The organism is Moraxella atlantae NBRC 14588 (genome assembly GCF_001591265.1).
Taxonomy (GTDB): Bacteria; Pseudomonadota; Gammaproteobacteria; order Pseudomonadales; family Moraxellaceae; genus Faucicola; species Faucicola atlantae.
On the sequence record NZ_BCUL01000002.1, the window covers coordinates 44,109 to 56,795 of the forward strand.

The window sequence follows — 12,687 nt, forward strand, 5'->3', positions numbered from 1 at the left end:
GGTGAGAGGTGTGTCATGGTCAATTATTTTGCATTAATGGGAATGCCAACGGATTTTGCGCTGGATGAGGGGCAACTGGCAGCAAATCTGCGCTGTTTGCAGCAGCAGTATCATCCCGATATGCAATCTGGTGATGGGCAAGCGGTACCGATGCCAGCTGTGCAGACGATTGACTTAAGCCATCTGAATGCTGAACAGCAATCGGCGCTGATTAACACCGCCTATCATACGCTCAAGTCTGTCGATAGCCGCGCGCTACATTTGTTAGCCTTGCGTGGCTTAACCTTATCACCCAATGCATCAATCGCTGATGGTGAGTTTTTGGCGCGCGCGCTGGAATTTCGTATTGAGCTAGACGAAGCAGATGGCACCAGTCTATCTACACTAAAAGCTGAGCTTAATGATTGGCTAGAGCAGAACACAGCGGAGTTTGCTGCGGCGTATGCCGAGCTGGTCGCATTGCCCGAGCAGGTTTCGGCAGATCACCCGATGGCTAAACGTGCACTGGCAACAGTGCAGCGGTTGCAGTTTTTGATCAAAGTATTGCAAGATGTGGCAAAAACTGCCGACCAATTAGCACAAGCCGATGATGATACAGATTTGTACGTTTGATACGTTTATGCTGTTAGCCATCAATCATTTGAATTTTAGATTTTTTTAGGGTGTGATTGTTGTATGTCGTTATTGCAAATTGCTGAACCCAACCAAAGCGCAACCCCTCATGCACACCGTTATGCGCTTGGAATTGATTTAGGTACCACGCGCTCACTGGTAGCGGTTGTGCGTTCGGGACAGGCACAGGTATTGGGCGAGCAAGACAACGATAAGCTGCTGCCATCGGTGGTGTATTTTGGTGCTGACCAAACGCTGGTGGGGCAAGCGGCTGAGGCAATGTCGGAGCAAGCACCTGAGTATACCGTGCGTTCGATTAAGCGTTTTATGGGGCGTACGGCCGCTGATATTCGCTTTAACCATCCATACCAGCTGACGGGTGATGCAGGCTTTATGCCCAGTATCGTCACCCCACAAGGCAATAAAAACCCTGTTGAAATCTCCGCGCTGATTTTGCGCAAGCTTTATGAACGCGCTGCGCATGCTTTGCCTGCCGATAGCACCTTGCAAGCAGTTATCACTGTACCTGCGTATTTTGATGAAGCCCAACGGCAAGCCACCAAAGACGCGGCAGTATTGGCAGGTATTGATGTGTTGCGTTTGCTCAATGAGCCGACTGCTGCCGCGTTGGCGTATGGGCTTGATGCGCAGCAAGCACAAGCGTATCATCTGATTTATGACTTGGGCGGTGGGACGTTTGATGTATCCTTGCTCAAACTCAACCAAGGCGTGTATGAAGTCATCGCCACAGGCGGTAACAGCGCGTTGGGTGGTGACGATATCGACCGTTTGATCGCACATTGGCTGCTTAAACAAGCAGGTTTTGATCCTGCCCAGGTCAGTGCGGCCGACAAACAACGCTTGAATGTACAAGCGCGGCGCTATAAAGAACAACTAACCGACGCGCCCACCGTTGAAGTGCAAGTTGCTTTAACCGACGGTGCGGCTGACACATGGCACGGTACGCTTAGCCAAGCTCAGCTAGCAGACATTATCCGCCCTGTGACAACGCGCACTTTGGCGGTGTGTGAGCAGGTGCTGCGTGATGGTAAGCTTGAGGCATCTGCGCTTGACGCGGTTGTGTTGGTGGGTGGATCAACGCGTATGCCTGTGATTCAGCAAGCGGTGCGTGAGGCATTTGGGCAAGAACCGTTGTGTAAGCTTGATCCCGATGAAGTTGTCGCGCTAGGTGCGGCCACGTATGCCCAGCAGCTCATGCATAACGAGAGCGATAACCAAGTCTTACTTCTTGATGTCACGCCGCTGTCATTGGGGCTTGAGACGATGGGCGGTTTGACTGAGGTCATCATACCGCGTAACACGCCAATCCCTGTTGCTCGTCAGCAGGTGTTCACCACGTATCAAGATAACCAAAACGCGATGATTATTCATGTGGTGCAAGGCGAGCGCGACCAAGTGGCGGACAACCGTACATTGGGGCAGTTCAAACTAACTGATATTCCTGCTATGAAAGCAGGGCTTGCGCGTATTGAAGTCACCTTTGCCATTGACGCCAACGGACAGCTGACTGTAACTGCCAAAGAGCTGACCACGGGCAAGCACAGCCAAATTCACGTAACGCCTGCGTATGGGCTATCAGAGGCCGACCAACAAGCCTTGCTACAAGCAGGTTTTGACAATGCAGCGGCGGACAAAAACGCGCGTAGTTTGATTGAGCGTAAGGTTGAAGCCCAGCGCGAACTGCTGGCAGTAGAATCTGCCGTCACAGAATTTGGTGCATTATTGGACGATCGTGACCGCCAAACCTTACTGGCAGCGATGGATGTGCTCAAGCACGCGCTTGCCCGTGATGACGCTGCCGCGATTGATGATGCCAGCCACGCCTTAAAGCCACACAGCGATAACTTTGCCGCGCGTATCATGAACCAAGCCGTTGCCGACTCTTTGACAGGCACAACGATGGATGACTGGCAAGCTTCATCTTAAGCAAATTTTTATCCTCCGTTGCTGTAAAACCACCGACTTTGGGCGGTGGCTATAAGGCAATTGTTAAATGCGATAAGTTTTGCTACACTCATCTCATTATATTTAATGTCTTACCGTCCACAGTTAAGTCTAAATTGCGAGTACGCAGTAACTTAACTGGTAAGACGTTTCCAAACACACACTTAAGCTAATTTGTGTCTATGACAATCCTAACGGTAAGATTAGCTTAAAATGAGAACCTAAGATGTACGGTGTGTCGTACGGGCGGTTGCCGCTATCTTAGGTTTGCGGTCGGGCTTGACCGTCTAGCAGTAGGAATCCCCTCACTTTAGGCAGGGGAGGAAGTCAATCACAAAAACCATTTGTTGATTAGCATTTAGGAACCGCCATGCCGACCATTACCGTGTTACCCCATCACAGCATTTGCCCCAATGGTGCAAGTTTTGAGCTGGCAGAAGGTGATAATCTGTGCGCAGGCTTGTTGTCGCACGATGTGCCCATTGAGCACGCGTGTGATATGTCGAAAGCCTGTACAACGTGCCATGTTGTCGTGCGTAAGGGCTTTAATAGCCTTGATGAGATGGACGACATCGAAGCGGACTTGCTTGACCGTGCGTGGGGTCTTGAGCCTGACTCGCGGCTGTCTTGCCAAGTGCAAGTGGCAGATGAGGATTTGACGATTGAAATTCCCAAATACACCATCAATCACGCATCAGAAAATCACTGATTTTGCCCAACATGGAACTAATAAGCCGCGCTTGACTATATCGCGGCTTATTTTTTTACTTGTTCTTAGCGTGCATAGCGATTAAGATAAACCTTTATAAAAAAAGATATCTAAAAAGCGGCTATGATGCGATAGCGGCATACAACGGCTGGCTAACAGCCGCCACTTGACAGACAAAGGGGTTATGATGTCCACGCCAAACACCACCAACACACAGACGCTGATTGAGCAATTGAACGCTATCGTTGGCGACCAACACGTTTTGACCACTGACCAGCAGACGCGGCGGTTTCGTCAAGGGCAGCGTTTTGGTGAGGGGGATGTGTTGGCGGTGGTCTGCCCAGGAACGCTGCTTGAGCAATGGCAGGTATTGCAAGCGGCGATTGGTGCAGATTGTGTTGTTATTATGCAGGCGGCAAACACAGGTTTGACGGGCGGCTCAACGCCACACGGCGACGACTACGACCGCCCCGTGGTGATTATCAGCACCCTGCGGCTCAAAGGTATTCAAGTGATCAACGACGGCAAACAAGTGGTCTGCTTACCGGGTGCAACGCTCGATAGCCTTGAGCACACCCTAAAACCATATGACCGCGAACCGCATTCGGTGATCGGCTCGTCGTGCATTGGTGCGTCGGTATTGGGCGGTATTTGCAATAATTCTGGCGGCGCATTGGTACGCCGTGGTCCTGCCTACACCGAGCTTGCCTTGTACGCGCAGGTTGATGATGCAGGGCAGCTGCGTTTGGTTAATCATTTGGGCATTGATTTGGGCGATACCCCCGAGCAAATCTTGACGCGCTTACAAGCACAAGACTACCGCGCAAGCGATATTCACAACGACAACGACCGCCGCGCATCGGATAACCGCTATGCCCACGAGGTCACCCAAGTCGATGCCGATACGCCTGCACGGTTTAATGCCGACCCCTCGCGTCTGTTTGAAGCGTCGGGTTCAGCGGGCAAGGTATGCGTGTTTGCCGTGCGCCTTGATACGTTTGCTAAAGTCGATAGCAGCGTGTTTTATATCGGCAGTAATGATCCGCACGACTTGACCGCAATTCGTCGCTATATGCTGACTGCATTGCCAAGCCTACCAATCGCAGGCGAATATATCCACCGCACCGCGTACAATATCGGCGAAAAATACGGCAAAGACACGTTTTTATTTATTGAAAAATTTGGCACGGTCAATGTGCCCAAGGCATACGCGCTCAAAGATAAAGTTGATGCCGCGTTGGCAAATTTTAACATCAATCACTTGACCGACCGCCTGCTACAAGCGTTTACGTTCTTTTTGCCCAGTCACCTGCCCAAACGTATGAATGAATTTCGCGACCAATACGAGCACCATTTGATTGTACGGGTTGAAAACGACAGCAAGGTGGCGACCGAGCAGTTCTTGCAAGAATACTTCGCCGTGCACCCCACAGGTAGCTACTTTTTGTGCGATGCCGAAGAGGGGCGTAAGGCGTTTTTGCACCGTTTTGCTGTGGCAGGTGCAGCGATTCGCTACCGCGATACGCACAAGGCGGACGTTGAGGATATCGTCGCGCTGGATATCGCCTTGCGGCGCAATGATGCTGATTGGGTTGAGCAGTTGCCGCAAACGCTTGAGGACAATATTGTGCACAAGCTGTACTACGGACACTTTTTTTGCCATGTGTTTCATCAAGACTATATTGTCAAAAAAGGCGTGAATCCGCTTGAGATGGAACACGCCATGTGGAAACTTTTGGATAAACGCAAAGCCGAATACCCTGCCGAGCACAACGTGGGGCATTTGTATATTGCCAAGCCTGCTTTGGCGCAGTTTTACCGCAAACTTGACCCGACCAATAGCTTTAACGTTGGCATTGGGCATACGTCAAAATTTAAATATTGGGGCAGACAGCCAGCCAAAGACTTGGTATAAGTGATTGGTTTTAAAGATTTTTGTGTTAAAACGTATAAAAAATCCCCGTCACAAAACGGGGATTTTTTTGGTCAATGATCACACTAATCAATCAAATCCATGTCTTTGGTTTCGTGCAAAGAGCCAATCGCAATCAGCGATAACACCGCATTGACCGCGATATACACACCCACGCCAAACATACCGTAATTTTCATTGATTTTGATTGCCACCAGCGTTGCAATCGATGCGCCGACGATCGCAGCAAAGTTATACGCCAACGACGCGCCCGAATAGCGCACCTCGGTGGGAAATAGTTCGGGTAACAGTGCCGCCATCGGGCCAAACGTCATGCCCATAAATACCATGCCAATCATCAGCATGCTAAAGACGCTCATGGGTGTACCGTTGGTCAAAAACAGTGGCAAGCATAGCCCAAACACCAAAATACCAAACGTCACGCCCAACAGCCACTTTTTGCGCCCGATTTTGTCTGCAGCCACGCCTGAGATACTGATAAATAAACCAAACACCAGCGCACCAAGCATTAAAAAGCCAGTAAACGTATTGGATGGAATACCAAGCCCGACGGGGTGACCTGCAGCCGACACCCCAACAGGCGTTTTGGAATACACCTGCACAAACGCGGTCATGATATAAAACAGCACATACGTCGTCGAGGCGGCAAACGTACCTTGAACAATCGGTCGCCAGTATTGACGAAACACCTTCATGACAGGTGCTTGCACCTTTTTACCTTCTTGCTCAGCGGCGCGAAACACATGGCTTTCATGCAAATTCAAACGCACGTACAGCCCGACCAACACCATCACAAACGACAGCAAAAATGGAATTCGCCACGCCCATTCAACCAACGCCTCTTTGCCCAATGTCGCGCTTAGGATAAAAAACAGCCCATTGGCAAGCAACAGCCCAATTGGCGCGCCCAACTGCGGAAACGTACCATACCACGCGCGTTTGCCCTCAGGCGCGTTTTCGGTGGCAACCAATGCTGCACCGCCCCATTCACCACCTAAGCCAATGCCTTGCCCAATGCGGCACAGGCACAGCAGTAGCGGCGCGAGTACACCTACTTGGGCGTACGTTGGCAACAGCCCAATGGCTACGGTGGATAGCCCCATCGTTAAAAGCGAGGCGACCAGTGTACGTTTGCGTCCCAAACGGTCACCAAAATGCCCAAAAATTATTGAGCCCAACGGACGCGCGACAAACGCCAACGCAATCGACACCAATGACAGCAGCATCGCCACGTGTTTGTCACTTTTGTCAAAAAATTGACTGTCAAAAATCAGTACCGCCGCCGTGGCATAAATATAATAATCATAAAATTCAATCGCTGTGCCGATCATCGAAGCAATTGCGACCTTGGTCGGGTCATTGCGCAGCGTGTCATCGTGCGCGGCAGGCCCGGTGTGAGGGGTAGGGGAAGTAGTCATCGACATAACACAACCTATCAAAACTTGGCAAAACGCGCCCATACATGGCTTTGCACGGCTTGCCCAACGTGTTTAGCAAAAAATAACTATAAATCATTGCAACAAATTAGCAAGAAAAATATCTATCATAAATATTTTTGATAGCGCTAACTTTTGGTTAAATATGTATGATTTTGGCATGGCGATTGGCAAAATTTGCATTGCCCAGCAAGGCAAAAAATGCGTTACAATGACAAGTTTGGACAAGACAAAGACAACCCTATGACGGCTGATTGGTTCGCGGTAGCGCACACCCAAGCGGATTTAGAGAATTTGGCATTCGACGTGGGCGACGGCACGCGCCCACCGCACAATGTAATTTTTACGGGCGTGGCAGGCAGCAGTAAGACCTACCGCTTGCAGCAGTTGGCACGTGCCTATAGCGAAACGCGCCCACCTGCTGATCGTGCGGCATTGCTTAATGCATTGGTTGGGCAATTAAGCTGGCGTGAGTTGTTGTGTTTGGTGTTTTTGCAGCAAGCGCAGCAGGGTAAAACCTTGCTCAAGGTTCCTGAGCTGACCAGTCACCCGTTTTTTGTCGCCAAAGCTACGCAAAACCAACGTCAAAATAATCTATCCAACACCGCATGGTCAGTACTGATGACCTACAGCAGTAAGGACTCTACCACCGTGCGCTATAGCCAACGCGCCGCGCAGGCATTTTTTGACAAAGATCAAGGCAGTAGTTGGTTTTTGTTGCCCGAAAGTATGCCGCTGTTGGCGGATTTGCAAACCCAGCTGGATGATTACCAAACCACGCTCAAGCAAGCCACCGTGACAACGATTGAGCGGTTTTGCTTGGTGAGTTTTCACCCTGCATATGGCTATGACGAGTTTGTCGAGGGCATCCGTCCGCAGATGGGGTCAAATGGGCACATGGCGTATGAGATCCGTGCAGGTGCGTTTTTGCAGTTGTGTGTCCAGGCTACTGCCGACCCCACGCATCGCTACGCCATGTTGATTGATGAAATCAATCGTGCCAACGTCGCGCGCGTGTTCGGCGAATTACTCAGCCTCATTGAGCCGAGCAAACGGCTGGGTATGCCCGATGCCATGCAGGTGCAGCTGGCATATTCGGGTAAGCCGTTTGGTGTGCCGCGTAATGTTGATATCTATGCCACCATGAACACGCAAGATCACGCGCTTGTGCCACTGGATTTGGCAATGCGGCGGCGGTTTCGGTTTGTCACGTGCTTGCCGCAGCCGCAGCTGTTGGGCACGGTAATGTCAGCTGATGGGGCACAGGTTGAGTTATCGCGTCTTTTGGCTGCTTTAAATACCAAAATCAGCCAGCTATTGGGCGCAGATAGCCAACTGGGGCATAGTTTTTTGTGGCAAATCGACAGCATGGCGGATTTGGCGGCAGCATTTAGCCAAGTGATTATTCCGCAATTGACACACGTCTGTGGACAGCAAGGCGAGCTGTTACAAGCGATTTTGGGCGGTCAGATCATCGAGCTGTTGCCAACGGGGCAAACCCAGGGCGTATCTGGCGGCTTTGGCTACTTGCCCACGTCGAATGTCACGCGTTTTTGCATTCATCAGCACGCGCTGTATGACGCGGCAACCTATCAAGCGATTTACGCTGATGACTAAGCCATGCCGATGCTAAGCCCTGCACCGCGCACCGTGGTGTGCTTTGAACACCAAGTTTTGACGCGTGCTGATTTTGCTGATGGGCGTGATTTTGATTGGCTGCTTGAGCAGTCGTTACAGACGTTTGGTCTTGTGCGCAAAAACGGCGCATGGCAGATTAAAATCGGTGCTTATCTTGGCGTGATTGGCTTGCCCAGTGGCGCAATGCTAGAGATTTTACCCAAAATTGCGCGAACCTCTGGCGCAAATAGTCTAGCAACTGCCCACCAAACGCGCCAGTGGCTGGCGAACATGTTGGCACGGGTGTGGGATCTGCCTGGCAAAAGTCTAACCACACTTGCCACCCAGCAGCCGCTCACGCCATCAACATTGCCCGATAGGTTGGACGCTTGGCTGTTGGTGTGGTGGTGTCATGTCTTTACCCAGCTGTGGCAACGTTACATGCCCAATCAACGCTACCAAGCCCACGCAGATAACGCCAACGCCTTGCAGGGTAAGCTGTTATTGCGTGAGCAGTTGCGCCACAATGCGCATCAGCCGACACGGTTTTATCAACATATTGACCAACATAGCGCGGACACGGCGTGCAATCGATTGGTGAAAACTGCGTATCAGCGGTTGCAAGGCATGACCCGTGGGGCAAATCAGCTGCCCGCGTTGCCGTTTGCGTGGCGTGATTTGCCAATGGTTCGGGCGACACAATATGACGCGCTATGGCAGCGCGCTGAACAAGAATTGGCAATCCTGCCTGCTGCTGTTGTCCATGCCAATACACGGTTGTTGCGCTTTTGCCATGATGTGCTCAGCACGCCACCAACAGGCGCAAGCTATGGCGAGGCATGGCAGCCAACGCTGCTGTTTAATATGAACACCGCATTTGAACGTTGGGTCAGCCGTGTATTAACCGCCAAGGTGACCGCCAACGCGGTGGTAGATATCCAAAAAAGCTATGATTTTGCCCATGATGATCAAAGCACGCTTAATATTCGCCCCGATGTGGTGATCCGTCAAGGCGATGTGGTGATAGTGCTAGATATCAAATGGAAGGTCGCTCAGACGTTGGCAGATATAGACGCACAAGATTTGTACCAAATTTTGGCGTATGCCGAAACCTTGACAGCGCGGCAAGCGTGGTTGGTATATCCAACGTTGGACACACAAGCCGTCGCCAAGCAGATTACATTCAACCAAGCGCGCAGCCCAACGCTGTGGCGCGTGCCGTTTTGCGTGCTGAATGAAAATCTGGGCGCGCCGCCTGAGGGTGAGTGGTTATCTTGATGGGCAGATTTTTTGGCATGCTAGCGCAGTGCCAAGCCGCGAGGACAGTGCACACGACAAGGAACACTCTATGTCACATACAACCAAGCCCACTGCCAGCCAGCTGCTAACGGGCGAGTTTAAGCAATTGGTGACGTTTAGGCCACACCCTAGACCGTGGCACATGCCGTTGGTGGCAGCGTTGGCGATTAGCTTTCCTGTCTTTGTCGGGGCATATACCGAGCGTTTGGCGGTTGGTATGCTGGCGTCGTTGGGCGCGATGGTGTTTTTGAATTTGCCTTATCAAGGCGGTTTGTTTTTGCGCTTAGCGCATGTGCTGGCGTGTAGTTTTGGCTTTGTGGCGTGTTTTGGCTTGGGGCTGATTGCCCATGTGTTGCCTGCTTTGATATTGCCAACGGTGATGTTTGTTGCGTTTTGGGTGGTGTTGTTTGGGCGGTATTTTCGCCTAGCACCACCTGCAGGGCTGTTTATCATCATGGCAACGGCGATTGCGCTGTTTATGCCAACGCCACTGGCACAAGTGCCGTTTTATGTCGGTATCATCGCGCTGGGTTGTTTGTTCTCGGGGATGGCGGCAAGCGCGTACACGTTGTGGTTGTTGACCAAGCAGCATGATGTTGGTAAGTCTCAGGTTGGTTATCAGCGCGATATGCTGACCGACAGTGCGCTGGTGGCAGTGGTGGTGACGCTGTCGCTGGCGGTCGCGCTTTGGCTTAAGATGCCGCGCCCGTATTGGGTGCTGGTCGGCTGTTATGTGGTGGTGGTTGGCGCGTCGCTACAAAGTATGTGGTCAAAGCAATTTCAGCGCATTGTTGGCACAGGTGTGGGTATGCTTGTGGCGTGGTTGCTGCTGTGGTTACAGCCTGACGCGTGGGGTGTAGCGTTGGCGATTTTTGCGTTGGCGTTCTCGATTGAAACATTGGTGGTGCGTAATTATGCCTCGGCGGCGTTGTTTATCACGCCTTTGACGATTTTATTGGCAGAATATGGCAACCCCAATAACCCACTGGTTAATACCTCGATGGCAGCGCATGAGGCTATCATCATGGCACGGTTTTGGGATACCGCACTGGGTTGTGTGATTGGTGTGATAGGTGGGGCGGTGATGTATTCAACATCCGTGCGCCCCAAGCTACAGAGCTTGGAGCGACGTTTGATGTCGCGCTTACATATCCACCTTTAACCTGTCCCAATAGCGTTGATACAGTGCCATGGTTTGGTCGCCAACGTCCTCACGAAACAGCGCGTGTTGTAGTTCGGTGGGTGGTGGGTAGATGATTGGGTTATTGGCAATCTCAGGCGGCATCAGCTGACGCGCCGCCTTGTTGGGCGTGGCATAGCCAATTGCCTGACTGATGATGGCAGAGTTTTTGGGGCGCATCAAAAAGTCGATAAACGCGTGGGCGTTGGCGCGGTTTTTGGCGTTTTTGGGGATAACCATGTTATCCATCCACATCACCGCACCTTCGGCAGGATAGATAAAATCCAGCTCAGGCATGCCTTGGTCTTGTGCCATGACTACCTCGCCGTTCCATGCCAAGCCCAAATACGTCTCGCCTTCCATAAACGGCATGCGCGGCGCGTCGGAATTAAACGTGCGCACGTTTGGCATCAAGGCTTTGAGCTTTTCATAGGCTTGGCGGATCTGCTCGGGGTCACGTGTACTGGTTGGATAGCCTAGGGTCAAAAGTGCCATGGCAAACACGTCGCGCAAGTCATTCATCATCATGACGCGCCCACGGTATTGAGGTCGCCACAGGTCATCCCATTTGTTGATCGTTGATTTATCAATGCGTTGGGTATTGACAGCAATACCCGATGAACCCCACAAATACGGCATGCTAAAGCGGTTTTTGGGGTCAAAACCAACATCAGTAAAGGTGTCAGATAGATATTTAAAATTTGGCAATAGGCTGTGGTCAAGTGGCTCGAGCATCGCCTCTTTGCGCATTTTATCGACAAAATCCGTACCAGGGAACGCCACATCATACTCGCCGCTACCGTTCATCAGCTTAAGCTTGGCGTACATCGCTTCGTTGGAGTCAAACGTGCTATAAATCACCTCAATGCCCGTTTCAGCGGTAAAGGCTTTGAGCACCTCATCGGCGATATATTCTGTCCAGTTATAGACATTGACCACGCGCCGCCCACGAGTATTGGCGGTCGTGCTTGCCTCAGTATCGGTTGATTGCGGTTTTGCTTGACAGCCAAGCAAATTTACCACGCCCAAACCCCCAACACTTGCTAAGCTAGCCGCGCCTGCTAGCCGCGCTGCGTTGCCCAAAAAACGTCGGCGGGCAGGATTGGTCAGCGGTTTTACCATAATAAAATCTCCTCGCCCAGTTTTAACGTTTTTTTAACAACAATAGCTGTGATACCGCAAGCCCAATCAATGAAATCACCAACAAAATTGTACCTATTGCATTGACTTCAGGCTTGACCCCGACGCGCACCATTGAATAAATCTGCAAGGGCAAAATCTCAAAATCTGGCCCAGTGACAAACGTTGATACCACCACATCATCCAATGACAACGTAAATGCCAACACCCAACCTGCCAAAATAGCAGGCAAGACAATCGGAACAAGCACCGTGCGGATCATCGTCCACTCACTGGCCCCCAAATCGCGCGCTGCTTCAAGCAAACGGTTGTCAAGGCTTGCCAGCCGTGCCGACACCGTGATGACCACAAACGGCAGGCAAAACGTGATATGCGCGATCAACAAAGTGACAAAACCCAGTTGCCAACCCAAGATCAAAAACAACGCCAACAGCGAAATCGCCAACACAATCTCAGGCGACATCATCAGCACAAACAACAAGCCCTGTAGCAGCGATTTACCGCGAAAATCATAACGCTGCAATGACATCGCCGTTAAGCCACCAATCGCCGTGGTCAGCGTCGCGGCCACCACCGCCAACAGCACCGAATGCCACGCCGCTTGCATCATCGCAGCATTGTCAAGCAATGCCCGATACCAGTCTAAGCTGATACCGCCCCATTGATAACCGACCTTTGAGGCGTTAAACGAAAACACCACCATCACCACAATCGGCGCAAACAACATGGCATAAATGGCGGTAAGATACGCCCGTGCTAGCCACTTTGCTGTAGCCCCCATGCTTCCTCCTTGCCG

General features: G+C 51.4%; 10 protein-coding genes. 7 read left to right on the top strand and 3 right to left on the bottom strand.

What is annotated here, in order from left to right; translation table 11 throughout:
• Positions 1-15: 15 nt before the first annotated feature.
• The 4 genes from hscB to dld all read left to right on the top strand — a co-directional run bounded on the left by hscB (position 16) and on the right by dld (position 5,201).
• A complete protein-coding gene (gene hscB / locus MA2_RS01650) occupies positions 16-612 on the top strand; it encodes a Fe-S protein assembly co-chaperone HscB (protein ID WP_067055549.1) in 597 nt (198 codons plus the stop codon).
• A gap of 63 nt (positions 613-675) precedes the next feature.
• Entirely contained in the window at positions 676-2,559 is a 1,884-nt protein-coding gene (hscA, locus tag MA2_RS01655; protein WP_067055552.1) for a Fe-S protein assembly chaperone HscA, read from the top strand.
• Between the two features lie 388 nt (positions 2,560-2,947).
• Positions 2,948-3,286, top strand: a complete 339-nt coding sequence (gene fdx / locus MA2_RS01660; protein ID WP_067055556.1) for an ISC system 2Fe-2S type ferredoxin — start codon at positions 2,948-2,950, stop codon at positions 3,284-3,286.
• 187 nt (positions 3,287-3,473) lie between these two features.
• A complete protein-coding gene (gene dld / locus MA2_RS01665; RefSeq protein WP_067055558.1) occupies positions 3,474-5,201 on the top strand; it encodes a D-lactate dehydrogenase in 1,728 nt (575 codons plus the stop codon).
• A gap of 83 nt (positions 5,202-5,284) precedes the next feature.
• Here dld and MA2_RS01670 read toward each other — a convergent pair whose 3' ends face one another.
• Positions 5,285-6,643 carry an MFS transporter gene (locus tag MA2_RS01670; protein WP_373279744.1) on the bottom strand — a complete coding sequence of 453 codons (1,359 nt, stop codon included), beginning with the start codon at positions 6,641-6,643 and terminating at the stop codon, positions 5,285-5,287.
• Positions 6,644-6,856: 213 nt separating this feature from the next.
• On the opposite strand from MA2_RS01670, the gene MA2_RS01675 reads away from it, so the two are divergent.
• The 3 genes from MA2_RS01675 (at position 6,857) to MA2_RS01685 (ending at position 10,733) form a co-directional block, all read left to right on the top strand.
• Positions 6,857-8,272, top strand: coding sequence for an McrB family protein (locus MA2_RS01675; RefSeq protein WP_067055563.1), 1,416 nt, complete (start codon positions 6,857-6,859; stop codon positions 8,270-8,272).
• A gap of 3 nt (positions 8,273-8,275) precedes the next feature.
• Positions 8,276-9,550 carry an McrC family protein gene (locus MA2_RS01680; RefSeq protein ID WP_067055567.1) on the top strand — a complete coding sequence of 425 codons (1,275 nt, stop codon included), beginning with the start codon at positions 8,276-8,278 and terminating at the stop codon, positions 9,548-9,550.
• A 70-nt stretch (positions 9,551-9,620) separates the two neighbouring features.
• Complete coding sequence (locus MA2_RS01685; protein ID WP_158080592.1) at positions 9,621-10,733, top strand: FUSC family protein; 1,113 nt, start codon at positions 9,621-9,623, stop codon at positions 10,731-10,733.
• On the opposite strand, the gene MA2_RS01690 is transcribed toward MA2_RS01685, so the two are convergent.
• Together MA2_RS01690 and potC are read right to left on the bottom strand one after the other, a co-directional pair.
• Positions 10,716-11,873: an ABC transporter substrate-binding protein gene (locus tag MA2_RS01690; protein ID WP_067055573.1), complete on the bottom strand. Its 1,158-nt coding sequence runs from the start codon at positions 11,871-11,873 to the stop codon at positions 10,716-10,718. The genes MA2_RS01685 and MA2_RS01690 overlap by 18 nt on opposite strands.
• A 22-nt stretch (positions 11,874-11,895) precedes the next feature.
• Positions 11,896-12,672 carry a spermidine/putrescine ABC transporter permease PotC gene (gene potC / locus MA2_RS01695; RefSeq protein WP_067055576.1) on the bottom strand — a complete coding sequence of 259 codons (777 nt, stop codon included), beginning with the start codon at positions 12,670-12,672 and terminating at the stop codon, positions 11,896-11,898.
• Between the last annotated feature and the right edge of the window lie 15 nt (positions 12,673-12,687).